We start from the raw sequence: 24,807 nt of genomic DNA, 5'->3' as shown, positions 1-24,807 counted from the left end.
CGGGTGCCGAGTTCGCGCCGCGATCTCGGCGGCGAGTCGGCCGGGGTGAAGCGGCGGACCCGGTCCCCCTCATCGTCGTGGTGGCCGGGTCCGCCGCTCGGGGCGGCGCCTATCCGCGGGCGATGGCCTCGAAGACCAACGGATCGACGAGGGTCGACGTATCGCCGAGTTCTCGACCCTCTGCGACATCGCGGAGCAGGCGGCGCATGATCTTGCCGCTGCGGGTTTTCGGGAGTTCCGGGACGATATGGATCTGTCTCGGTCGGGCAATGGGGCTGATCTCCTGGGAGACAGCGGCTTTCAGTTCACCGATCAGCGCATCGCCGGAATCGTGCGCGCCCGCGGTGAGAATGACGAAGGCGACAATTGCCTGTCCGGTGGTCGCATCGTTCGCGCCGACCACCGCGGCCTCGGCAACAGAGGCATGTCCGACGAGGGCGGATTCGACCTCCGCGGTGGAGATGCGGTGGCCGGAGACATTCATGACATCGTCGACCCGGCCGAGCACCCAGAGGTCGCCGCCGTCGTCGAACTTGGCGCCGTCACCGGCGAAATACCAGCCGCGATCGGCGAATCGGTCCCAGTACGTCGCGCGGAATCGGTCCATATCACCCCAGATGCCACGCAGCATCGATGGCCACGGTTGATCCAGCACCAGCAATCCGGAGCGGCCGTGCGCGAGTTCGGCGCCGTCGTCGTCGACGATCTTCGCGGAGATGCCGGGCAGCGGGGTCATTGCCGCACCCGGTTTGGTCGCCGTCACACCGGGCAGCGGGGAGATCATGATGGCGCCGGTCTCGGTCTGCCACCAGGTGTCCACGATGGGAGTTCGATTGCCGCCCAATACCTCTCGGTACCAGCGCCAGGCTTCCGGATTGATCGGTTCACCGACGCTGCCGAGCAGCCGCAGCGAGGACAGGTCGTGCGCGTCCGGAATCGCGCGACCCCACTTCATGAAGGTCCGCACCAGGGTGGGGGCGGTGTAATAAATGGTGACGCCGTACTTTTCGATGATGTCGAAATGCCGGTGCTCATCGGGGGAGTTGGGGGTGCCCTCGTAGACGACCTGGGTCGCGCGGTTGGCCAGCGGCCCGTAGACGATATAGCTGTGTCCGGTGACCCAGCCGATATCGGCGGTGCACCAGTAAACGTCCTGTCCCGCACGATGATCGAAGACGTTGTGGTGGGTGTAGGCGACCTGGGTGAGATAGCCGCCGGTGGTGTGCAGGATGCCCTTGGGTTTTCCGGTGGTGCCCGAGGTGTAGAGGATGAACAGCGGATGTTCGGCATCGAAGGCCTGCGCCTCGTGATCGGGGGATGCGTCGGTGACGGTGTCGTGCCACCACAGGTCGCGGCCCTCGATCCATGGCACCTCGATGTTGGTGCGCCGCACCACGAGTACGTGCTCGACGGTGTGCTCGCCATCGGCAAGCGCCTCGTCGACGGCGGCCTTCAGCGGCGCGGCCGTACCGCGGCGCCATTGCCCGTCGGTGGTGATCACCAGTCGCGCCCCGGCGTCGTCGACCCGCTGGCGCAGGGCAGTCGGCGAGAATCCGGCGAACACCACCGAATGGGTGAGTCCGAGCCGGGCGCAGGCCAGCATGGCGACGATCGCCTCCGGCACCATCGGCATGTAGATGGCGACGCGATCGCCGGACCGCAGCCCGAGCTCGGTGAAGTAATTTGCCGCCCTGGATACTTCGGCGAGCAACTCGCCATAGGTGATATCGCGGGAGTCGCCCGGCTCGCCTTCCCAATGGATGGCCACCTGCTCGCCGTATCCGTCGAGTACGTGCCGGTCCACACAGTTGTAGGCGACATTGAGTGTGCCGTCGACGAACCATTTCGCGACCGGCGCGTCGCTCCAGTCGAGGACCCGGGTCCACGGCCGATGCCAGTGCAACCGCCGAGCCTGTTCGGCCCAGAACTCCAGCCGATCGGCGGCGGCGCGATCGTACAGTGCCGCATCGGCATTGGCGCTCGCGGCGAATGCCGCATCCGGCGGGTAGGTGGTCGGGTCGGTGGTTGCACTGGTCAACGTCGATCTATCCTCTCGAAACAACAGGGCGGCAAGTTCTCCTCGGATGCGGGGTCAGTGCACCACCGCCTTCTCCGCGCCGACACCGGTGAGCGAGCGAACCTCCATCTCGGCCTGCTTCGCCGGATCCTCCTGCTTACGTCCGCCCAGGAAGGTGCCGACCACACCGAGTACGAAAGCCAGTGGGATGGAGACGATTCCCGGATTCGACAGCGGGAACCAATCGAAATCCGAGCCCGGAATCATCGAGGTCTTCGTCCCGGATACCGCCGGGGAGAACACGATCAGCACAATGGTGGAGATCAGGCCGCCGTACATACTGAACAGGGCGCCGGTGGTGTTGAACCGCTTCCAGAACAGCGAGTACACGATGGTCGGCAGATTCGCCGCCGCCGCAACCGCGAAGGCCAGCGCCACCAGGAAGGCGATGTTCTGGCCGTTGGCCAGGATGCCGAGGCCGATGGCCAGCGCACCGATCACCACGGCGGTGATCCGGGATACCCTGACCTGCTTGTTCTCGTCGACCTGCCCCTTCTTGATCACGCTCGCGTAGATGTCGTGCGCGAACGATGCCGATGCGGTGATGGTCAGGCCCGCGACGACCGCGAGGATGGTGGCGAAGGCGACCGCGGAGATAATGCCGAGCAGAATTACGCCGCCGAGTTCGAAGGCCAGCAGCGGCGCGGCCGAATTCTGCCCGCCCGCCGCGGCGAGAATGCGATCCGGTCCGACAATGGCGGCCGCACCGTAACCGAGCACCAGGGTGAACAGGTAGAACGCACCGATCAGGCCGATCGCCCAAACCACCGAGCGCCGTGCCTCTTTCGCGGTCGGCACGGTGTAGAAGCGCATCAGTACATGCGGCAGACCCGCGGTGCCGAGCACCAGCGCCAAGCCGAGCGAGACGAAGTTCAGCTTGGAGGTCGCGCTGCCGCCGTACTGGGCGCCGGGAGCGAGCACGTCACGGGCGGCCACGCCCTTGGTCTTGGAACCGTGCACCGCGTCCTGTGCTGAGCCGAGGATGTCGGAGAAGTTGAAGCCGAACTTGGCGAACACCATCACCGTCATCAGCGCCGCGCCGGTAATGAGCAGCACCGCCTTGATGATCTGCACCCATGTGGTGCCCTTCATGCCACCGACCAGTACATACACGATCATCAGCACGCCGACGACGGCAATGACGATGCTCTGTCCGGTCTTATCGGAGATATCGAGCAGCAGCGCCACCAGACCGCCGGCACCCGCCATCTGCGCGAGCAGATAGAACAGTGAAACCGCGAGGGTGGTCAGCGCGGCCGCGGTGCGGACCGGACCTTCTTTCAGTCGGAAGCTCAGCACATCCGCCATGGTGAATTTGCCGGTGTTCCTGAGCATTTCGGCGACCAGCAGGAGCGCGACCAGCCAGGCCACCAGGAAGCCGATCGAGTAAAGGAACCCGTCGTAGCCGTATACCGCGATGGCACCCGCGATACCGAGAAAGCTGGCGGCGGAAAGGTAATCGCCCGCGATGGCGATGCCGTTCTGCGGGCCGGAGAAGCCGCGGCCGCCGGTGAAGTAGTCGGCGGCGGTGCGGTTATTGCGGCTGGCCCGGATCACCACAATCATCGTGATCGCCACGAACAGGCCGAAAATGGCGATATTCGCGGCCGGGTTGCCGACCTTCTCCGCGGCGGACAGATATTGCGTACTCACGCCTGGTCTCCCTCGAGATAGTTGCGGATCGACGCGGCGCGCGGATCGAGTTCCTTATTGGCGAACCGGACATACAGCCAGGTGATCACAAATGTCGAGACGAATTGCCCGAGGCCGAGCAGCAGGCCGAGATTGATATTGCCGATGACCTGGGTGGCCATGAAGTCGTGCGCGTAGGCACCGAGCAACACATAACTCAGATACCAGACCAGGAACAGTGCGGTCATCGGAAAAATGAAGCGGCGCAACCGGCTTCGCAATTCCTGGAACTGGGGACTCGACTGGACGGCGGCGAAATCCTCCGCTGTCGGCGTGCGCCGCGGTGGCGTGCCATCTTTGTCGAGGTCGATACTGGTCATCGCAGGGTCCTAGCGTGTGACGTGACTTGCTGTCCGCCGACCATAAGGGGACCCTCGTGCGGGATTCATGATGTGGCGTGGATCACTCTGTGAAGGCGCCGATTTGTGCGGTGAACGGTCGGCCTGCCGCGACGAACGGTCAGCGACTCAGCCCGATAGCGCGCTCCCGGTCCGCGCCCATACCCAGCCGCTCCGGCGCGTGCATTCGGACGAAGACGCGGCCGACGGTGCGCGCGTTCTGACCGCGCGTCAGGACGCTGACCAGGATCATCGATACGAATGCCAGCGGTACGCTGAGCGCCGCCGGATAGCCGAGTACGGCCGCGAGCCAGCCGTCCGCGAGTTCGTCGGAGATGCCGCCGGTCACCGAAACCGCCGTCGCGCCGCCCGCCGCCAGACCGCCCAACATCAGCCCGGTCGCCGCGCCCTTGGCCGTCAGACCGCGCCACCAGATGCCGAGCACCAGCAGCGGACACAGTGTCGAGGCCGCGACCGAAAAGGCAAGGGCGACAGTGCGGGACAGATCCAGTGAGACCACCATGATCGAAACGGCAAGGGGCACAGCACCGGCGAACACCGCGGCGGCCCGGAAGTCGCGAATCCGTCCGCGCAGCATATCCGTGCTGAGCACACCCGCGATGCTGACCAACAGCCCGGACGAAGTGGAAAGGAACGCCGCGATAGCACCCGCCGCGGCCAGTGCCGCCAGCAGTTGTCCCGGCAGCCCCGCCAGCACTGATCCGGGCAGCAGCACCACGGCGGCATCGGAGGTACCGGTGATCAGCAACTGCGGCACGTACAGCCGCGCGAAAACCCCCAGCAAAATGGGGAAGAGGTAGAACACTCCGACCAGGCCGATCACCGCGAGTGCGGTCGTGCGCGCCGCGCGGCCATCGGGATTCGTATAGAACCGCACCAGTACGTGCGGAAGTCCCATCGTGCCCAGGAAAGTGGCGATGATCAGCGAATACACCTGGTAGCTTGGATGGGAGCCGCCGAATCCGCCGCCGGGCGCCAGCCAGGCCGCACCGTCGGTCGGCGCTCCGGCCACCACCGGGACGGTTGAGCCCGCATCCAGGGTCAGTTCGGTGCCCGCCGCAAGTTCGTGTGCGCCGGGTGTGAGCAGGACCGGACCATCCACCGTGCGATCGTCGAGCGTTCCGGTGATCGAAACCCGTTGCGGCGCACCGACCTGCACGATGACGCCGGTGCTGACATCCACCGTGGTGCGCTCGGTGACCACCGGCGGCGCGGGTGTGCCGAGTTCACGGTCCTCGGCCAGGAAATGTCCGAGTAGCACCAGTGCCGGAATCGCCACCGCGGTCAGCTTCAGCCAGTACTGGAAGGCCTGCACCAGCGTGATCGACCGCATGCCTCCGCCTGCCACATTCGCGATGATGATCGCGCCGACCGCCACCGCGCCGACCCATTTCGGCACATTCAGCAGGATGTGCAGTGTGAGCCCCGCGCCCTGGAACTGCGGAATGAGATACACCCCGCAGACCAGGACCACCACGACCGCCGCCAGTCTGCGCAGCCGCAGCGAGCCGAGTCGGAACTCCGCGAAATCGGGCACGGTGTATGCGCCCGACCGGCGCAGCGGCGCGGCGACGAACAGCAGTAGGCCGAGATATCCGGCGGTGAACCCGACCGGATACCAGAGCGCGTCCGCGCCGTATTTCGCGATCAGTCCAGCGACCCCGAGAAATGAAGCGGCCGAGAGGTATTCACCGGAGATAGCCGCCGCATTCCAGCGCGGCCCCACGCTGCGTGAGGCGACCAGGAAGTCGGAGGTGGTGCGCGCCAACCGGACACCGTAGACGCCGATCGCGACCGTCGCGAGCGCGGCGAACAGTAGCGCGAGCACCGTGAGCGCTGGCGCGGTGTTCACGGCATGCCCCGATCTGTTCCGGCATCGGTTCGGCAGTGCTGGTGCACGGCGGGCCGTGATGCGGCGGTATGGCCGCCGTTGTCGCCGCCGACCGAGTTCCGGCTTGTCGTGGCGGGTGGATCCGCTGCCGAGCGGTGGTGGGTGAGCTGTGTTGCGGTGCCGGACATCGGGTCAGTCCTCGGCCAATTCCAAAAAGTCCTGCTCATTGCGTTCGGCGAGGCGGACATACAGCCGACCTACGCCGTACAGCACCGGATACACCGCGACACCGAGCAGCAACCACGGCAGCCGTACCCCGAGCAGAACGAACGATCCTACCGATCCGAGCCGGAAAAGCACCGGGAGCGAACACAATACGAGCACCATGACCAACCCGACCCGCACCGCCAACCCCAACTGCGCCCGAATCAGCCCGCCGATCAGTGCCTCGCCGATCTCGGTCTGCTCGACCACCTCCGTGCGGGTCCGCGCGCGTCGCGCACCGCGGCGTTCGGCGAGCACGACACGCTGTCTGGTCGGACGCTGCGGAGTGGTCACGGATTCGTCCACTGCTGTCGCGGCCCGTGCACCAGCCGTTGCTTCAGCTCGCGCACCTGCCGACGGCTGACCGGCAACTCCACGGCCGCGGCATTGCCGTCGGCCCGCAGCCGCACCACCGTTCCGGTGCCGACCGTGCGCAGCCCGGTCACCAACCGCAGCGCCACCAGATAGGACCGGTGCACCCGCAGGAATCCGGTGTTCTCCCACCGGGATTCCAACGCCGACAACGGAATCCGCACCAGGTGCGAGCCGCCGCTGGTGTGCAGCCGGGCGTAATCGCCCTCCGCCTCCACCCAGCTCACACTCGACCGGTGCACCAGCGTGGTGACCCCACCCAGCTCGACCGGAATCACCTCATTCGGGTCGGTGCGCGGGGCCGTGACGGCCGGGGCCGGTGTGGTGCGTACCGTGACGATCCGCCGCACCGCCTCAGCCAACCGCGCCTCTCGCAGCGGTTTGAGCAGATAGTCGACCGCACCCAGATCGAAGGCCGCGATCGCCTGGTCATCGTGGGCCGTCACGAACACCACCGCGGGCGGGTTGGCGAACTCGGACAGGATGCCGGCCAATTCCATGCCATCCAGTCCGGGCATATTGATATCGAGGAATACCGCGTCGATCGGATGTGCCCGCATCAGCCGCAATGCGCTGGTCGCATCGCCGGCGTTGTGGATTTCACCGACCCCCGGCTGCGCGCGCAGCAAATACACCAGCTCGTCCAGAGCGGGCTGCTCGTCGTCCACGGCGAGCACACGCAGTGCGGCGGCGGACTGGTCGGTGGTCCGGGTCACCAGAGAAACGTAGCGTGGATGGCCCCCGTCCTACAGCGCCGGGGAGGAAACGCGTCAACGACGCGCCGAGCGTGGTTGTGACGGGAACTCGCTCCGTCTACCGGATGCCTTCACCGGGCTGAATCGGGGGGCGACTGCACACGCCTGCTCCTCAGCGCACCGTGCGATCACGCAGGTGTCGTGACGAGCAGCGGTGTGCGGTGGGAAGCAGGCGTGCGCGGTCAGGCCTGGATGCCCGCGCGGAATTTGGGCACGCGCAGGCTCACCTTGGTGCCCGCGCCGGGGGCGGTCTCCACGATCAGGCCGTAGTCATTGCCGAAGGTCGCCCGCAGCCGGTCGTCGACATTGGCCAGTCCCACATGGGCGGATTCTCCGGAACCCGCTGGGCCGGTTCCGGTTTCGATGGCATCGAGGGCGCCGGAGCGCAGCAGATCCGGATCCATCCCGATTCCGTCGTCCTCGACGCTGATCACACAGTCGGTACCCGCATCGATCGCGACAATGGTCACCGTGCCGCCGCGCGTCGCCCCGGCCAAACCGTGCCGAACCGCGTTCTCCACCAACGGTTGCAGCGCCAGGAACGGCAGTACGACGCCGAGCACTTCCGGTGCGATCTGCAACCGCACCTGCAAGGCATCACCGAACCGGGCGCGTTCCAGCGCCAGATACCGCTCGATATTGCGCAGTTCGTCGGAGAGCAATGTGAATTCGCCCGCGGCACGGAAGGAATACCGGGTGAAGTCCGCGAACTCCAGGATCAGCTCGCGCGCCCGATCGGGATCGGTGCGTACAAAGGACGCAACGGTATTGAGTGCGTTATAGATGAAATGCGGGCTGATCTGGGCGCGCAGCGCACGCACCTCGGCCCGATCGAGGCGGGCCCGCGAGGCGTCCAATTCCGCCAATTCCAGCTGCCCGCAGGCGTATCGCGCCACCTCGGCGACCGCACCCAGCCGTCCGGGCTCCGGCTTCGCGGTGGTCACCACTCCCAAAGCCCCTGCCACCCCACCATTTTCGATGAGCAGCGGCTGCGCGATCAGTGTTCGCCCGGCATGTTCACCGCGACCAGGCCCAGACACCAGCACCGGCCGCTCGGTCGCCACCGCCCGCCTGGCCGCATCGGCGAACGGCTCGGCCAGATCCGGATGCGTCCCGTCCCAAGCCAGCAGCGTGCCGTCCGGATCGGCAACGCCCAACGCGTCGGCCCCGGTGAGTGTCCGCAGATGCGGCGCGGCCTCCTGGGCGGACCGATCGTTCAACCCCTGCCGCAACGGCCGCGCGGCCAGCGACGCCGTATGCAGTGCGCTGTACACCGCCCGCTCGGCCGGAGTGGTCACCACTCGCCGGGTCCGCGACCAGACCACCAGCGCGCCGACGATCAATACCGCCCCGGCGACAACCGCGACACCGGCGGTCGTCATCGCGGGCTCCCCGAACGTCTCCGCCACTTCATCGCCTGATTATCGCGGCGGTCCCACCGAATCCGCGCCCAACGGTGCCGATCGGCCCAACAGCACGGGCAGAATTCGCGCCGGTTGGTCTTACTGCACGGGCAGAATTCGCGCCGGTTGGTCTTACAGCACGGGCAGAATTCGCGCCGGTTGGTCCTACTGCACGGGCAGAATTCGCGCCGGTTGGTCCTACTGCACGGGCAGAATTCGCGCCGGTTGGTCCTACTGCACGGGCAGAATTCGCGCCGGTTGGTCCTACTGCACGGGCAGAATTCGCGCCGGTTGGTCCTACTGCACGGGCAGAATTCGCGCCGGTTGGTCCTACAGCACGGGCAGAATTCGCGCCGATCGGTCCTACAGCGCCAGCAGAATCCGCGCCCGACAGCGCCGATCGAGCTGACGGCACCCCCAGAATCCGCATCCTCTTGGGGCTGGTTGCCGACTTTCGGAGCCCAGGGACCCGGCCGGATACAGTCGTGTCCATGACCGCGGGCTACTCCGGGACGCCGCTGGCGAAGAAGATCGGAATCAAATCCGGCCACCGTGTGCTGCTGCGGCATGCGCCCGCAGGCTGGCAGATTCCGGATCTACCAGCGGATATCGCGATCGCCACCGATATGCCCGAGTCCGCGGATGTCATCCTCGCCTTCTTTCGCGAACGCGCCGACCTCGCCGACGAGGCCCCGGAACTGGCGGCTGCACTTAGGCCGGGCGCGATGCTGTGGATCGCCTGGCCGCGCAAAGCGGGCGGGCACATCAGCGATATCGCCGAGAACGATCTGCGCGAACTGCTGCTCCCGATCGGCGTCGTCGATGTGAAGGTGGCCGCGCTCGACAACGATTGGTCCGGTTTGAAATTCGTCTGGCGCAAGCGCGCTTGATCGAGGGCTCGCGTAGTGTCGAGCGATCCGCGGAACACCCCACTGTCGCGGAAATCGGACAGCCGCAATGCCGGGTCGCGAGACGCGCCGGTGATCTTCACCACCGACACGCCGAGCACCTGCGTCAGCCCGGCGCGGGAAGCCGAACTCGTCGGTGGGGACCCCTAGAATCGCTACACCAACCCCCGTCGAGACCTTGGGAGGAAGGACCGTCTTGGCCGCCTCGTCCGGATCGTTCGTTCACCTGCACAACCACACCGAGTACTCCATGCTCGATGGTGCGGCCAAAATCTCTCCGCTCTTCGCCGAGGCGAACCGGCTGGGAATGAACGCGGTCGGGATGACCGACCACGGCAATATGTACGGGGCTTCGGAGTTCTACAACTCCGCCAAGAAGGCCGGTATCAAGCCGATCATCGGCATCGAGGCCTACATCGCACCGGGTTCCCGGTTCGACACCAAGCGCGTGCAGTGGGGTGATCCCAGCCAGAAGGGCGACGACGTCTCCGGTTCCGGCGCCTACACGCATATGACCATGGTCGCGGAGAACGCGACCGGCCTGCACAACCTGTTCAAGCTGTCCTCGCTCGCCTCGCTGGAAGGTCAGCTCGGCAAGTGGGCGCGCATGGACGAGGAGATCATCGCCGAGCACGCCGCGGGCATCATCGCCACCACCGGCTGCCCCTCGGGTGAGGTGCAGACCCGCCTGCGCCTCGGCCACGACCGCGAGGCCCTCGAGGCCGCGGCCAAATGGCAGGAGATCTTCGGACCGGACAATTTCTTCCTCGAGATCATGGACCACGGCCTGTCCATCGAGCGCCGGGTCCGCGAGGGTCTGCTCGAGATCGGCAAGAAGCTCGGGATCCGGCCACTGGCCACCAACGACTGCCACTACGTCACCAAGGACGCCTCGACCAACCACGAGGCGCTGCTGTGCATCCAGACCGGCAAAACACTCAGTGACCCAACGCGTTTCAAGTTCGACGGTGATGGTTACTACCTGAAGTCCGCGGAGGAGATGCGGGCGATCTGGGATAAGGAGGTGCCCGGCGCCTGCGATTCCACCCTGTTGATCGCCGAGCGGGTGCAGTCCTACGACGAGGTGTGGCAGCACCGCGACCGGATGCCGATCTTCCCGGTGCCGGAGGGCCATGACCAGGCCAGCTGGCTGCGCCGCGAGGTCGACCTCGGGCTGCGGCGCCGCTTCCCGGACGGCGCGCCACAGGAGTATCTGGACCGCGCCCAGTACGAGATCGGCGTCATCCTGGAGATGGGCTTCCCGGCCTACTTCCTCGTCGTCGGCGACCTGATCAACCACGCCAGGGAGGTCGGCATCCGGGTCGGTCCCGGCCGTGGTTCCGCGGCCGGTTCGCTGGTCGCCTACGCGCTCGGTATCACCAATATCGACCCGATTCCGCACGGTCTGCTCTTCGAGCGCTTCCTCAATCCCGAGCGCGTCTCGATGCCCGATATCGATATCGACTTCGACGATCGCCGCCGCGGTGAGATGGTCCGCTACGCGAGTGAGAAGTGGGGCACCGACCGGGTCGCCCAGGTCATCACCTTCGGCACCATCAAGACCAAGGCCGCCATCAAGGACTCGGCGCGAGTGCTGTTCGGCCAGCCCGGATTCGCCATCGCCGACCAGATCACCAAGGCGCTGCCGCCGCCGATCATGGCCAAGGACATCTCGGTATCCGGTATCACCGATCCGGAGCACGAGCGGTACAAAGAGGCCGCCGAGGTGCGCGAACTCATCGCGAACAACCCGGATGTCGCGAAGATCTACGAAACCGCGCGCGGTCTCGAGGGCCTGATCCGCAACGCGGGTGTGCACGCCTGCGCGGTCATCATGTCCTGTGATCCGCTCACCGACGCGATCCCGGTCTGGAAGCGGCCCCAGGACGGTGCGCTCATCACCGGCTGGGACTATCCGTCGTGTGAGGCCATCGGCCTGTTGAAGATGGACTTCCTCGGTCTGCGCAACCTGACCGTGATCGGTGACGCGCTGGAGAACATCCAGGCAAACCGCGGCATCGACCTGGATATGGACCGGCTGCCGCTCGACGATTCGCGCACCTATGAATTGCTTTCGCGCGGTGACACTCTCGGCGTATTCCAGCTCGATGGCGGGCCCATGCGCGATCTGCTGCGGCGCATGCAGCCGACCGCGTTCGAGGACATCGTCGCCGTCGGCGCGCTGTATCGCCCCGGCCCGATGGGCATGAACGCGCACAACGACTATGCCGACCGCAAAAACGACCGGCAGGAAGTCAAGCCGATTCATCCGGAGCTGGAGGAGCCGCTCAAGGAAATCCTCGGTGAAACGTACGGCCTGATCGTCTACCAAGAGCAGATCATGCACGTCGCGCAGAAAGTGGCCGGCTACTCGCTCGGTCGAGCAGATATTCTGCGCCGCGCGATGGGTAAGAAGAAGGCCGAGGTGCTGGCCGCGGAGTTCGAGGGCTTCGAGGAGGGCATGCAGGCCAACGGATATTCCAAGGCGGCCATCAAGGCGCTGTGGGACACCATCCTTCCGTTCGCCGGTTACGCGTTCAACAAATCGCACGCCGCCGCCTACGGCCTGATCTCCTACTGGACCGCCTATCTCAAGGCGAATTATCCCGCCGAATATATGGCGGCCCTGCTCACCTCCGTCGGCGACGATAAGGACAAGGCCGCGGTCTACCTGTCCGATTGCCGCCGCCTCGGCATCACCGTGCTGCCGCCGGATGTCAACGAATCGGAGATGAACTTCGCCTCGGTGGGTAAGGACATCCGCTTCGGGCTCGGCGCGGTGCGCAATGTCGGCGCCAATGTCGTCACTTCGATCATCCAGGCGCGCAAGGAGAAGTCGAAGTTCACCGATTTCTCGGACTACCTGAACAAGATCGACGCCATCGCCTGCACCAAGAAGGTCACCGAATCCCTTATCAAGGCAGGCGGATTCGATTCGCTCGGACATCCGCGCAAGGGTCTGCTGCTGATCCACTCCGATGCCATCGATGCGGTGATGTCCACCAAGAAGGCCGAGGCGATCGGCCAGTTCGACCTGTTCGGCGGGCTGGACGACGGCGACGAGTCGGTGGCCTCGGTCTTCAATGTGAAGGTGCCCGAGGACGAGTGGGAGACCAAGCACAAGCTGGCGCTCGAGCGGGAAATGCTCGGCCTGTACGTGTCGGGGCATCCGCTCAACGGTGTCGAACATGTGCTTGCGGCACAGGCGGATACGGCGATTCCGGCCATTCTCGAAGGTGATATCAAGGACGGCACCCAGGTGACCATCGGCGGCATCCTCGCCTCGGTCAACCGTCGCATCAATAAGAACGGCCTGGCCTGGGCCTCGGCGCAGATCGAGGATCTGACCGGTGGTATCGAGGTGCTGTTCTTCCCGCAGGCCTATTCGGTGTACGGCGCTGATGTGGTGGAGGACGCGGTCGTGCTGGTGAAGGCCAGGGTGTCGGTGCGCGATGACCGGATCTCCTTGATCGCCAACGATCTCGCCGTCCCCGACCTCTCTTCGATCGGTGTGGCCAAGCCGCTGGCGGTCGTCATGCCGACGCGGCTGTGCACGCCCGACAAGATCGGCGAACTCAAGCGCATCCTGTCCAGGCATCCGGGCACCGCGGACGTCCACGTCCGCCATGTGGGCGCACGCGACAACACGTCACTGTGGAAATTGGATGACAGCCTGCGGGTTTCACCGTCCTCGGCCCTGATGGGTGACCTGAAGGCGCTGCTCGGTCCGGGTTGCCTCGCGGGTTAGCGCTACGCCCTGATCGGTAGCGTCGGCGATTTGCGGCGGTCCCGCGCACCTTCTCGGGTGGCCGTCGCCCACCTCGACGGCACCGTCCGCAGCATCGTGCAGGCCGCCAGTGGCCGCCGCATCCCGCAGATCGTGCGTGTTTCGGCGAGAAGCTGTGCGGAAGACGGTGCGCGGGCACGAGCTGTCCGCTGCGGGGCGAAACGCCCAACTGCCCGAACCCTTGTGCGGGTTCGAGCAGTCGCGGCGACGGCGAAGGTCGGGCAGTCCGCGCGGTATTCGCCTCGACGAGGGGCCGATCGAGAAGCGTTGCGGTGGTCCGTATTCAGACCGTGAGTTCGACCATGGCCCGATCCGCCGCGCTGACCGTCTCGACTTGCTGGGCTCGACGGTGTAGCGCGGCTGCCCATGCGACGGTGGCAAGTGCCGCGAAGCCGAGCGCAACGCCGATCCAGGCGACCGACGGGTAGCCGAGGCCGCCGCCGATGGCCAGGCCGCCGAGCCACGGTCCGACGGTGATGCCGACATTGAATGCGGAGAAGTTGACTGCGGTCGCGAGGGTGGGTGCGGCCCCGGCCAGTGCGAATACCCGAGTGTTCAGTGCGGGATTCGTGGCGAATCCGAAGGCGCCCAACAGGAATACGAGGATTACGACCGGCGCGGGCATGGTCGCGGTGAGCGCCAGCACTGCCGAGATGATGGTCAACCCGATCATGCCGATGGTCAGTACGCGGAAGGGATGGGCATCGGCGGCGCGGCCGCCGACCGTGATGCCGAGCAGCGCGCCGATGCCGTACAACGTGAGCACCAAGGGAATCCAGCTCTCGGTGATTCCGGTGGTGCGGGCCAGGAGTGCGCCGAGGTAGGCGAAGGTGACCAACAGCGCGCCGGTCGAGAGCGCTGTTGTGCTGTAGGACAGCCACAGGCGCGGATTGATCATGGTGCGTAGTTCGCGGCGCAGGTTCGGCACCTCGGCGGGGCGTTCGCCCGGAATCTTGGCTGCTACCCCGGCCATGGCCAGCGCGGACAGGATGGCGACCGTCCAGAACGCGGCCCGCCAGCCCAGATGCTGGCCGATCACCGTACCCGCCGGGAGCCCGACGATATTGGCCACCGTCAGCCCGCCGGCGACAATGGCCATCGCCCGGCCGCGTGCGTTCTCCCGCACCAGACTCAGTGCGGTGGTCGCGGCGACCGCCCAGAATCCGGCGTAGACGAATGCGCCGACCACCCGTGTTCCGAAGAGCACCCAGTAACCCGGGGTCAACGCGGCCACCACATGGGCGGCGATGAACACCCCGAGGAAGGCCAGCAGTGCGGCGCGGCGCGGCCAGCGCAGGGTGATCACGGCCAGCGCGGGCGCGCCCACCAGCATGCCCAGTGCGAATGCCGAAATCAGCAGGCCCGCTTGGGGTATGGAGACGCCGAGGTCGGCGGCCATTTGGGTGAGCAGTCCGGAGAGCATCAGCTCCGAGGTGCCCTGGGCGAATATGGATAGCCCGAGTATGTAGACGGCGAACGGCATCGCAGCCCTCTCTCATTTTGGATTGATCAGTTCAAAATTCAGGCAAAAAGCAAACAAGGCTGGGCTGCTCGGGTGTCGAATGCTGTGCCGGGCGAGCGGCGCGCCGGTGGTCTGGTTCCCCGCTATTGCGCCCTGATTCGACGTTGATGGCGGCAGTGGTGGAGTTAGAGCACACTCAACGCTGTGGTGGCGATCGCCTCCAGGGTGTCCTTATCGGCTCCACCGCGTGCCGCGACGCGCATGCCGCTGATCGTGGTGATCACGAAATGGGCCAGCGTGCGAGCATCTTTGCCTGCGTCGATCTCGCCGGACCGCTGGCCCGCGCGGATAACCCCCGTCAGTGCGTCGAGCCTGCGCTCCAGGTCGGCGCGCAATGTCGCCGCCACCACCGGATCGCGCGGCGCCAACTCGACCGTCGAGTTGACCACCAGGCAGCCGATGGGGTCGTCGGCCGGTGCGTCGATGGTCTGGCGCAGTAATGTGCGGATCTTCGCCCGCGCGGGCAGGTCGCCGTCGAGCACTTCGAAGATCGAGGCGTTCTTGCCGCTCATATACCGCCGCAGTGCCCGGTCGAACAGTTCGTGCTTACTGGTGAAGGTGTTGTAGATACTGCTGCGGCCCAGACCTGTTGCGTCGCAGAGGTCTTGGGTCGAAGTGCCCTCGTAGCCCGCGGACCAGAACGCCCGCATGGCCGCGTCCACCGCCCGATCCTCGTCGAATGCCTTCGGTCGTGCCATGGGTTCAAGCTAGCACGTTTTGAATTAATCGGTCCAATATGGATCTGGCTATGGCGAGACCGCGACCCCGAGCGACAGCGCGGCGAGGAACTTGGGTCCGTCCGCATAGAACTCGTCTAGCTCGCGGATCTCGAATCCGGCGCTCTCGACGGTGCCGCGAATATCGCGATCGAGATTGCAGCCGCCCGCGATCGCCTTCTCGATCGGATTCAACCGGTGCTGCCACGCCTGGACGCCCGGATCCGGCGCGAGCCCGTGTTCGACGAAATGCAGGGTTCCGCCGGGAACGAGCACCCTGCGCACCTCGGCCAGCGCGGCCGCGATATCCGGAATGGTGCACATAGTCCAGGTCGAGAGTGCGGAGTCGAAGCTGTTGTCGGCGAAGGGCAGCGACTGGCCGTCGAGCCCGGCGCGTTCGATCGGCACGGTGGCCTTGGCCAGCCGCTTGTCCGCCAGGCGCCAGCCGAGGTCGGCGGGTTCCACGGCGCTGATCGACTCGACGGTAGCCGGATAGAACGGGATGTTCAGTCCCGATCCGAAGCCGAGCTCCATCACCCGCCCGTGCAGTCCGGCGCAGGCGCGCTCGCGCTGCGGATTGTTCATCTTGGCCCCGCAGACCAGATTCACCAGCCGCGGCACGAACTGATCGTTGTAGACGCCCACGCACCCACTCTGTCAGGGCCGGCGCGCCGCAGGCAATGGTCAGCTGCCGAAAGGGCGGTCCTGTGTCGGCGGGCCGTGCGATCGCCGACATGCGATGCTGGCTCGGTGACCTTGTTCGAGGTATGGGCCCCGCTACCGGAACGGGTGCGCATCGAGGTCGATGGCGCCCTACATCCGATGACAAGGTCGCCTGACGGTTGGTGGCGGGCAGATGTGCACGCCGTACCGGGCACGCGCTACGGCTACCTGCTCGACGACGACCCGACCGTCCTGCCCGACCCGCGCTCGGCGCGCCAGCCCGACGGCGTGCACGGCCGCTCGGCGCTGCACGCTCTCGATCCGGCCGGGTGGGCCGATGCGAACTGGACCGGCCGCCCACTGGCGGGCGCGATCATCTACGAACTGCATCTGGGCACCTTCACCCCCGAGGGCACCTTCGACGCGGCCGTCGAGCGCCTCGACCACCTCGTCGAACTCGGCGTAACCATGGTCGAGTTGATGCCGGTCAATGCCTTCGACGGTAGCCACAACTGGGGCTACGACGGTGTGCTCTGGTATGCGGTCCACGAGCCCTACGGCGGACCCGACGGTTTGCAGCGCTTCGTGAATGCCTGCCACGCAAGGGGTTTGGCGGTCGCCCTCGATGTCGTCCACAATCATCTCGGTCCCTCCGGCAACTATCTGCCCCGCTTCGCGCCCTATCTGACCGAAGGTCGCAATACCTGGGGGCAGAGCCTCAATCTGGACGGTCCGTACTCGGATCCGGTGCGCCGCTTCATAATCGACAACGCCCTGCGCTGGCTGCGCGATTTCCATATCGACGCACTGCGACTCGATGCGGTACACGCGCTCGTCGACCGCACCGCCACCCACCTGCTCGCCGAACTGGCCGCCGACACCGAATCCCTTGCCGCACATGTGCGTAGGCCGCTGACATTGATCGCGGAGAGCGACCTCAACGATCCGCGGCTCATCACCCCACGCGCGGCGGGCGGCTATGGCCTGACCGGTCAATGGAACGACGACCTGCACCATGCGGTGCACACCGCGGTTTCCGGTGAACGCCAAGGCTACTACGCCGATTTCGGTTCGTTGCGCTGTCTGGCCCAGACACTGACGCGCGGATTCTTTCACGCCGGAATTTATTCCAGCTTCCGCGGTCGCATCCACGGCCGTCCGATCGATACCCGGCTCATCCCGGCGAGCGCGTTGCTCGCCTATACCTGCACCCATGATCAGATCGGCAATCGGGCGATCGGGGACCGTCCCAGCGCCTACCTGACCGACGGACAACTGGCGATCAAAGCCGCATTGGTGCTGTTCTCGGCATACACGCCCATGCTGTTCATGGGGGAGGAGTGGGGCGCGCGCACCCCGTTCCAGTTCTTCACCTCACACACCGATCCGGTGATCGCGGCCGCCACCGCCACCGGCCGCAAGGAGGAATTCGCCGAACACGGCTGGGACAGCGACGAGATTCCGGACCCGCAGGACCCCGAAACCTTCCTGCGGTCGAAACTGAATTGGTCCGAACTCGAACATGACCGCCACATACGGCTGCTGTCCTGTTACAGAAAGCTGATCGGTTTGCGACGCGAGCGAGCCGAAATAACGGACCCGCAGCTCACGCATGTATCTGTCGACTATGACGAGAATGCCCGCTGGATCGCGGTGCGCCGCGGCCCGCTGACGCTGGTGTGCAATCTCTCCGAAGAGCAGGTCACCGTGCCTATTGCTGGTCTTTCGCTGCTGTCTTGGGAACCCGCGACCGAAGGCGTCTTCGCGACGGAGATACCGGGCCACTCGTTCGTGATACTCACGGGCGCATAGCAGAACCCCAGGTCGGAACCCGGTTACCGAAAACCTCCTGAATATAACTGTCCGAGACACAATATTGCCGAGTGTGACCAGCGCCATTACCTTTGGAATATGAGCAACGTGGCTTCACCCGGGGACCTAGCGAATCTCCCCGATGGGGTGGGTGGCAGCGCCGCCACCGAATTCGCACCATTGGTACGCGCATTCGCGAGGGTCTTCGGGCGCCGTCGGGGGGCGGGCGGCGCGTTGGCCGTCCATCTGCGCGGTGAGCCGCTGGTCGATATCTGGACCGGGAGCGCGGGCGACAAACCCTGGAGCCAGGACACCGGCGCGATCATCTTCTCCGCCACCAAGGGCATCACCGCGACGGTCATCCACCGGCTGGCCGATCGGGGTCTGCTCGACTACGAAGCGCCGATGGCCGAGTTCTGGCCGGAGTTCGGCCAGAACGGCAAGGGCGAGATCACCATTCGTCAGGTGATGACGCACAGCGCGGGACTCGGTGGTCTCAACCCGATCGCGGCCGGGCTCGAGGATGTGCTCGACCACCAGCTGATGGAGCAGCGTCTCGCCGCCGCGAAACCCGATCGTCTGCTCGGCACTCCGGCCTACCACGCGCTCACCTTCGGTTGGCTGCTCGCCGGATTGGCCCGCGCCATTACCGGCCAGGGGATGGCGGAGCTGTTCCGCACCGAGGTCGCCGAACCGCTCGGCATCGATGGGCTGCACCTGGGCAAGCCGTCCGCGCAATCATCGACCGTCTATGCGCCGTTGGCGGGATCCCAGCTCAGTCTGATCGGGAAGCCGGTCAGCACAAGGGTTTTGGGTCGCAGCTATGGTCTGCCCGGTGCGCTCGGCGCGGCCGCGCGGTGCCTGTTCCTGCCCGGATTGGAGACCATCCTGGAGGGCGAAATCCCGCCGATTCTCGATACCGAACTCGGTGCTGGCAACGGCGTGTGCACCGCCCCGGCGCTGGCCACCATGTACGGCGCACTGGCCAATGGCGGCATGGCGGGCGGCGTGCAGTATCTGACGCCGCAAACCATCAAGGCGCTCAGTCGAATTCGGACCTACCGGCTCGACCGCACCTTGTTCTACGCGCCGATGCTCTGGCGCCTCGGCTATCACTCACTGCCGATGCCGGGCGCACGCGGCGGCTTCGGCCATATCGGCCTCGGCGGCTCCTTCGGCTGGGCCGAACCCCGCCTCGGCCTGTCGGTCGGATTCGTCCACAATCGCCTCTCGGCCGCGCAGCTGAGCTTCGACCAGGCCGCGGCCGGTTGGCTGTTGCCGATGGTCATGACGGGTGTGCGAACGTCCCGCCGGTCCGTCACCGTGGTGGAGACCCCAGAGGCCGCATAAACGCTGGAACCGGCCGCGCGGACAATATCGCGCGGCCGGTTCGGGGTCCAGCGCTTTTTCTAGGTGAGGTAGCGGTAAGCCGGGGAGCCGGGATCCAGTTGCTCGCACTGGATCGGCGAGTCTTCCATCCGCTTCAGCAGTGGGCCGAGCCCCTCCGGCGCACCGAGTTCGATACCGACCAGCGCTGCACCGGTTTCCCGGTTGTTGCGCTTGACGTACTCGAACAGGGTGATGTCGTCGTCGGGACCGAGCACCTCGTTGAGGAAGCGCCGCAGCGCGCCCGGCTCCTGCGGGAAATCCACCAGGAAATAGTGCTTCAGGCCGCGGTGCACCAGCGAGCGCTCGATGATCTCGCCGTAGCGGGACACATCGTTATTGCCGCCGGAGACCAGGCACACCACCGTCGAACCGGGTTCGATCGTGATTTCGGCCAGCGCCGTCGCCGACAGCGCGCCCGCGGGTTCGGCGATGATGCCCTCGTTCTGATACAGCTCGAGCATGGTGGTGCAGATCGCGCCCTCGTCGACCTGCATCATGCGGAAAGCGCCTGCACCACTTGGTGATTCGGTCGCGGTCAGCAGCGGCAGCGAGCCGTGCGAGACCACCCGGCCGCCGAATGCGGCGATCGCCGTATAGGGCAGTCGGCCGATCCGGCGCACGGCCGCCCCGTCGACGAACGGATCGATCTCCGGCAGCGTTACCGGGCCGCCCGCGACCAGAGCCGCGGTCATCGAGGCCGCGCCCGCCGGCTCCACCCCGAGGATGCCGGTGCTCGGCGAGCGCTCCCGCAGGTAGGTGCCGATGCCCGCCAGGCAACCGCCGCCGCCTACCGGGATCACCACCAGGTCGGGGGTCCGACCGCCGAGTTGTTCCAGGAATTCGGGCGCGATGGTGCCCTGTCCCGCCGCGGTGCGCGGGTCGTCGAACGGCGGCACCATGGTCGCGCCGGTGCGCTCGACATCCTCGGCGGCGGCGGCCGCGGCGGCGTCGTAGGTTTCCCCCACCGCGATCAACTCGACGAACTCGCCGCCGTGCACTCGGATGCGGTCACGCTTCTGCTTCGGTGTCGTGGTCGGCACATAGATGCGGCCCTTGATGCCCATCGCATTGCAGGCGAAGGCCACGCCCTGGGCGTGATTGCCTGCGCTGGCCGCGACCACGCCCGCGGCTCGCTCGGAGTCGGTGAGCTGCACGATCAAGTTGTAGGCGCCGCGCAGCTTGTAGGAACGAACGGCGGTGAGGTCTTCGCGCTTGAGGTAGACCTGCGCCCCGGTCAGCGCGGACAGCCGGGGACTGTGCTGCAGCGGGGTGGGCTCGATAATGTCGGCAATCCGCTTGGCGGCGGCGTCGATCTCGTGTGCGGTCAGCGCGGGACGAGAGGTGGACTGGTCGTCGAGGAGCTCGAGCGGATTGGACACTCGAAATATGGTGCCACCCGCCGCGTCGGGCGGACGCGTCGGGTGGGCGTCGGAGAAGTGCTTCGGTCGGTTTCCCGGCCGGAGCTACCGCGGGGTCAGCACGAAAACCGGAATTTCGCGGGTCGTCTTGGTCTGGTAGTTCGCGTAATCGGGCCAGACCTCGACCGCCCGCGCCCACCACAGCGCCTTCTCCTCGCCGAAGACCTCGCGCGCGGTGTAGTCCTTGTTCACGGCGCCGTCACGCAGCTCGACATGCGGCTCGGCCTTGATGTTCCAGTACCAGACGGGATGCTTCGGCGCGCCGCCCAGCGAGGCGACGACCGCGTACTCGCCGTCGTGCTCGACCCGCATCAGTGCGGTCTTGCGCAGCAGCCCGGTCTTCGCGCCCTTGGTGGTCAGGACGATGACGGGCTTGCCCTGCATGGTCAGGCCCTCGGTGCCGCCGGAATTCTCGATCAGCTCGGCCTGCTCACGGGCCCAATCGGATGTGCTCGGTGCGTACTCACCTGTCAATGGCATGACACCGGCAACAACGCGGCGCCCGCCTCTGTTCCCGTCGAAATGTTAGGTAGCCCGAACTTCCCCATCCGTGTAGCCTGACGACATGGCAGTGGTCCCCCTTCAGGCTCGCCCCACGGCGGTGGATATCGCCGGCAGTGCGTGGCCGATGTACAAACTCGAGGCGATGGCCCTCGGTCTGGTCATCTGCCTTGTCCTCGCGCTGATCACGGGGTCGCTGCAGGTCGCCGTGCTGGTCGCCGCCGGAGTCGGAACCGGCCGCTGGGTTATCGGCCAGGTCGGCGCGCGCGGCACAGCGTAGGCAAACGGTGCATCGTCGTTGAGCAGGGCCGCTCTCCGCGGGCATTTCAAGATCAGGTGGAATCCATGGTGGCATCGGTCGAGAAGCCCAGCCACCAGTGCCACCTGATCTTGATCGAGGCCTAGGCGACGTCGAGGGGGAGGTCGGGGAGTTCGGTGCGGGAGAGGACGCCGAGTTTGGGGTAGGCCTTGTAGAGGTGGTGGCCTACGGTGCGGGGGCTGAGGAAGAGTTGGGCGGCGATGTCGCGGTTGGACATTCCTTGGGCGGCGAGGCGGACGATCTGGAGTTCTTGGGGAGTAAGGCGGGCGAGGATGCCCGTGGTGGGGCGGGTTGTGGTACCGACGCCGAGGGCGGCGAGTTCGGTGCGGGTGCGTTCGGCCCACGGTGCGGCGTCGAGACGGTCGAAGGTTTCCAATGCGGGCTGAAGTTGGTTGCGCGCCTCGGACTTTCGACGGTTGCGTCGTAGCCATTCACCGAAAAGCAATTGGGTTCTGGCCTGTTCGAAGGGGCGCCCGCCGCATGCCAGTGCGGCTTGAAAGTGGCTCTCCGCCTTGGCTTCCGGCCCGGTCAGTGCCAGGCAGCGCTCGACCAGCGCGGTGACCCACTCTTGTTGCGAGACCTTCGCCCAGCCGCGGAGGCGATCCAGTGCGTCACCTGCTCGCTGCGCGTTGCCTATCCGTACCGCCGCCTCGATCAGATCCGGTAGGGCGCGCAGGCCGACCACGTGGTGGCGGGCGGGTTCGACGCGCAACAGCTCCAGCCGGGACAGCGCACTGTCGACCTTGCCGAGACCGAGGTCGAGCACGCCGAGCGCCGCCTGGGTCCACGGTGCGCCGGGCGCGGCCGCGCCGCCGAGTTCCTCGGCAAGAGCACGGTCGACCAACTCGCGGCAATCCTGTTCGCGCCCCTCCAATGCCGCCAGATAGGCGAGATAGCTCGACATCTGGCTGATCCAATGCCGCTGCCCGATATCCCCGGCGATCCGCAGTCCTTCGAGTGCGGCGATGCGACCCTCGCGCGGTCGGCCGAGGAAAAGTTCGGTCTCGGCGCGAAAGAACAGCAGGGTCGGCAGCAATGCGATGCGGCCCTGTTCGCGGCATTCGGCAATGAGGGTCCGCGCCAGCTCCGCGGCCTGTTCGTCCTGGCCGACGACCAGCCCGACGCCGCACATCTGCACCAGATCGCGCGGGCTGTCCGCACCGTTGCGGCGGGCGGCCGCGGCCGCGTCGCGCAGGTCGATGGTGAATCGGCCGTCGATGCCCGCGACCGTGTAACGGGCGATGGGTGTCATCGGTTCGGCGTCGGGCAGGTCCAATGCGTTGATGTGCGCGGCGATCTCGGCGAGTTCCGGTGCGCCGAGGTACCAGGCCGTGTGCACCGCCTGCATGAGGATGCGCGCGGCACGAGGCGGATCGTCGGTGCGCACCAGATCGGCACCTGCGAGCAATAGCTGATGCGCCGAGAGTGGTTTGCCCGCACCGAATTCCGCGGTGGCGCGAACCAGATCCAGTCGGGCCCCGAGCATTCGGTCGGTGTTCAAACCAGCCGCGCGATCGGCCAGTCGGCCGGCACGGTCCAATTGCCCGGCCTCACCGGCGGTTTCGGCGGCAGCCACCAGCCGTCGAACGCGAGCACTCGTGTCGGTACTCAAACCCGCGGCGCGTTCGTACGCGGCGACGGCGCCGGAATAGCCGCTGCGCCGGCGCGCGCGATCGGCGGTGTCCTCCAGCGCTGCCGCGGTGGTCTCATCCGGTCCGGTCGCTGCCGAGGCCAGATGCCAGGCGCGCAGGTCGGCGTTCTCCGGTTCGGTCAGTGCGGTGGCGAGGGCGGCATGCGCGGTGAGCCGCTGCGTCAGAGGCGCACCCTGGTAGACCGCCGAACGCAGCAGGGGATGCCGGAAACTCACGCTCACGCCATCACTACCGACCAACCCCGCGTCCGCGGCGGGCTGTAGGTCCGATAGCTGCGCCCCGAGTTCGTCGGCCGCGCGCAGCACCGTGGTGAGATCGTTGGTGCCCGCCGCGGCCGCAATCAGAAGCAACGTCCGGGTGGCTGAAGGCAGTCTGGTCACTTGGCCGTGAAATGCCACCTGGAGCCGCTGTGTCAGCGGCAGGGGATTCGGCCCATGACCGGAATCGGCTCCCTCGGCCGCCAAAACTGCGGGCAGCTCCAGCAGCGCCAGCGGATTACCGCCCGCCTCGGCGAGCAACCGGTACCGGATGGCGGGCGAAAGATCGGGACCGCGACTGTCCACCAGCGCGGCCGCCGACTCCTGCGCCAGGCCGGTCAGCGCGAGTTCGGGCAGGCCGGGCGCGGGAAAATCCTGCTCGCCGGTCCGAGTCGCGAAGATGATCACCACGCCCTCGGCATCGAGTCGCCGCGCCGCGAACAGCAGCGTCTCCGCCGTCGCCCGATCCAGCCAGTGCGCGTCATCGATCAAACACAGCAGCGGCCCTTCGGCCGCCTCCTCGGCCAGCAGTGACAGCACCGCCAACCCGATCAACATCCGATCCGCCGGATCATGCTGCGCCAGACCGAACGCCCCGCGCAGCGCATCCCGCTGCGGTGCGGGCAACCCGTCCACCAGTGCCATTCCCGGCTTGATCAGCAGATGCAGCCCCGCGAACGGCAACTCCGCCTCGGACTCGATTCCAGCACTGCGTACAGCCGGGATCCCCTGCGCCGCCGCATAATCCAACAGCGCCGTCTTTCCGATCCCTGGCTCGCCGCGCACCACGAGCGCCCCGCTGCGTCCGGCCCGAGCCGCCTCCAGAAGCCGATCTATCCGAGCTTGTTCGACTTCTCTTCCGTGGAGCATCTGCTCACCGTAACCGCCGACCGAACCCGAGTGACCGACCCCTGTCGTCGACGCTTCGGTAGAAGCCGATCGGATGTGCGGTGACCATCGGTATCGGCACCTTCGGTGCGCCCCTCGACCTCGTCATCCCCATCCCTATTCGGGGACCCCACGTGGTTGTAGCCGCGCAGGAATACTCGCGAGAATCCCGCTCGGCTCGGGTCTTTTGCGTTGAAAGACAACAATTTCATTAACATCCCG

19 protein-coding genes are annotated in these 24,807 nt (G+C 66.4%); 5 read left to right on the top strand and 14 right to left on the bottom strand.

Annotation, left to right across the window (positions count from 1 at the left end):
* Nucleotides 1-109: 109 nt before the first annotated feature.
* The 8 genes from acs to ACQPYR_RS31280 form a co-directional block, all read right to left on the bottom strand.
* Nucleotides 110-2,038 carry an acetate--CoA ligase gene (acs, locus tag ACQPYR_RS31315; RefSeq protein WP_433622487.1) on the bottom strand — a complete coding sequence of 643 codons (1,929 nt, stop codon included), beginning with the start codon at nt 2,036-2,038 and terminating at the stop codon, nt 110-112.
* Nucleotides 2,039-2,092: 54 nt separating this feature from the next.
* Nucleotides 2,093-3,730 carry a solute symporter family protein gene (locus ACQPYR_RS31310; protein WP_433622486.1) on the bottom strand — a complete coding sequence of 546 codons (1,638 nt, stop codon included), beginning with the start codon at nt 3,728-3,730 and terminating at the stop codon, nt 2,093-2,095.
* On the bottom strand, nt 3,727-4,089 hold the full coding sequence (locus ACQPYR_RS31305; protein WP_063041895.1) for a DUF485 domain-containing protein: 363 nt from the start codon (nt 4,087-4,089) through the stop codon (nt 3,727-3,729). Before ACQPYR_RS31305 ends, ACQPYR_RS31310 begins: the two co-directional genes overlap by 4 nt.
* Nucleotides 4,090-4,228: 139 nt before the next feature.
* Nucleotides 4,229-5,980, bottom strand: a complete 1,752-nt coding sequence (locus tag ACQPYR_RS31300) for a cation acetate symporter (RefSeq protein ID WP_433622485.1) — start codon at nt 5,978-5,980, stop codon at nt 4,229-4,231.
* Nucleotides 5,977-6,147 carry a hypothetical protein gene (locus tag ACQPYR_RS31295; RefSeq protein WP_433622484.1) on the bottom strand — a complete coding sequence of 57 codons (171 nt, stop codon included), beginning with the start codon at nt 6,145-6,147 and terminating at the stop codon, nt 5,977-5,979. Before ACQPYR_RS31295 ends, ACQPYR_RS31300 begins: the two co-directional genes overlap by 4 nt.
* 4 nt (nt 6,148-6,151) lie before the next feature.
* On the bottom strand, nt 6,152-6,517 hold the full coding sequence (locus ACQPYR_RS31290; protein WP_433622483.1) for a hypothetical protein: 366 nt from the start codon (nt 6,515-6,517) through the stop codon (nt 6,152-6,154).
* Nucleotides 6,514-7,311, bottom strand: coding sequence for a LytR/AlgR family response regulator transcription factor (locus ACQPYR_RS31285; RefSeq protein WP_433622482.1), 798 nt, complete (start codon nt 7,309-7,311; stop codon nt 6,514-6,516). Before ACQPYR_RS31285 ends, ACQPYR_RS31290 begins: the two co-directional genes overlap by 4 nt.
* Nucleotides 7,312-7,532: 221 nt before the next feature.
* The gene (locus tag ACQPYR_RS31280; protein WP_433622481.1) at nt 7,533-8,732 is read right to left on the bottom strand and encodes a histidine kinase; all 1,200 of its coding nucleotides are present in this window, start codon (nt 8,730-8,732) and stop codon (nt 7,533-7,535) included.
* Nucleotides 8,733-9,244: 512 nt separating this feature from the next.
* Here ACQPYR_RS31280 and ACQPYR_RS31275 point away from each other — a divergent pair.
* A complete protein-coding gene (locus ACQPYR_RS31275; protein WP_433622480.1) occupies nt 9,245-9,643 on the top strand; it encodes a DUF3052 family protein in 399 nt (132 codons plus the stop codon).
* A 214-nt stretch (nt 9,644-9,857) separates the two neighbouring features.
* Nucleotides 9,858-13,409 (top strand): DNA polymerase III subunit alpha, encoded by a 3,552-nt coding sequence (gene dnaE, locus ACQPYR_RS31270; RefSeq protein WP_433622479.1) that lies wholly within the window; start codon nt 9,858-9,860, stop codon nt 13,407-13,409.
* A gap of 322 nt (nt 13,410-13,731) precedes the next feature.
* On the opposite strand, the gene ACQPYR_RS31265 is transcribed toward dnaE, so the two are convergent.
* The 3 genes from ACQPYR_RS31265 to ACQPYR_RS31255 all read right to left on the bottom strand — a co-directional run bounded on the left by ACQPYR_RS31265 (nt 13,732) and on the right by ACQPYR_RS31255 (nt 16,331).
* Nucleotides 13,732-14,931, bottom strand: coding sequence for a Cmx/CmrA family chloramphenicol efflux MFS transporter (locus ACQPYR_RS31265; RefSeq protein ID WP_433622478.1), 1,200 nt, complete (start codon nt 14,929-14,931; stop codon nt 13,732-13,734).
* 164 nt (nt 14,932-15,095) lie between these two features.
* A complete protein-coding gene (locus tag ACQPYR_RS31260) occupies nt 15,096-15,668 on the bottom strand; it encodes a TetR/AcrR family transcriptional regulator (protein ID WP_433622477.1) in 573 nt (190 codons plus the stop codon).
* Between the two features lie 48 nt (nt 15,669-15,716).
* Nucleotides 15,717-16,331: a class I SAM-dependent methyltransferase gene (locus tag ACQPYR_RS31255; RefSeq protein ID WP_433622476.1), complete on the bottom strand. Its 615-nt coding sequence runs from the start codon at nt 16,329-16,331 to the stop codon at nt 15,717-15,719.
* Between the two features lie 105 nt (nt 16,332-16,436).
* On the opposite strand from ACQPYR_RS31255, the gene treZ reads away from it, so the two are divergent.
* Nucleotides 16,437-18,161 (top strand): malto-oligosyltrehalose trehalohydrolase, encoded by a 1,725-nt coding sequence (gene treZ / locus ACQPYR_RS31250; RefSeq protein ID WP_433622475.1) that lies wholly within the window; start codon nt 16,437-16,439, stop codon nt 18,159-18,161.
* A gap of 99 nt (nt 18,162-18,260) precedes the next feature.
* The gene (locus tag ACQPYR_RS31245; RefSeq protein WP_433622474.1) at nt 18,261-19,511 is read left to right on the top strand and encodes a serine hydrolase domain-containing protein; all 1,251 of its coding nucleotides are present in this window, start codon (nt 18,261-18,263) and stop codon (nt 19,509-19,511) included.
* 59 nt (nt 19,512-19,570) lie between these two features.
* Here the strand turns inward: ACQPYR_RS31245 and ilvA are convergent, their stop codons facing one another.
* Together ilvA and ACQPYR_RS31235 are read right to left on the bottom strand one after the other, a co-directional pair.
* Nucleotides 19,571-20,929 carry a threonine ammonia-lyase IlvA gene (ilvA, locus tag ACQPYR_RS31240; protein ID WP_433622473.1) on the bottom strand — a complete coding sequence of 453 codons (1,359 nt, stop codon included), beginning with the start codon at nt 20,927-20,929 and terminating at the stop codon, nt 19,571-19,573.
* Between the two features lie 84 nt (nt 20,930-21,013).
* Complete coding sequence (locus tag ACQPYR_RS31235; protein ID WP_433622472.1) at nt 21,014-21,448, bottom strand: nitroreductase family deazaflavin-dependent oxidoreductase; 435 nt, start codon at nt 21,446-21,448, stop codon at nt 21,014-21,016.
* Nucleotides 21,449-21,533: 85 nt separating this feature from the next.
* Between ACQPYR_RS31235 and ACQPYR_RS31230 the strand changes: the two genes are divergently transcribed.
* Nucleotides 21,534-21,749, top strand: a complete 216-nt coding sequence (locus ACQPYR_RS31230) for a hypothetical protein (RefSeq protein ID WP_433622471.1) — start codon at nt 21,534-21,536, stop codon at nt 21,747-21,749.
* Nucleotides 21,750-21,870: 121 nt separating this feature from the next.
* On the opposite strand, the gene ACQPYR_RS31225 is transcribed toward ACQPYR_RS31230, so the two are convergent.
* Entirely contained in the window at nt 21,871-24,567 is a 2,697-nt protein-coding gene (locus ACQPYR_RS31225) for a helix-turn-helix transcriptional regulator (protein WP_433622470.1), read from the bottom strand.
* Nucleotides 24,568-24,807: the final 240 nt, after the last annotated feature.

The organism is Nocardia sp. CA-120079 (assembly GCF_050955745.1).
Lineage (GTDB): Bacteria > Actinomycetota > Actinomycetes > Mycobacteriales > Mycobacteriaceae > Nocardia.
Note: the sequence above shows the minus strand (reverse complement) of the source record. Positions and strands in the feature narration are given on the sequence as shown.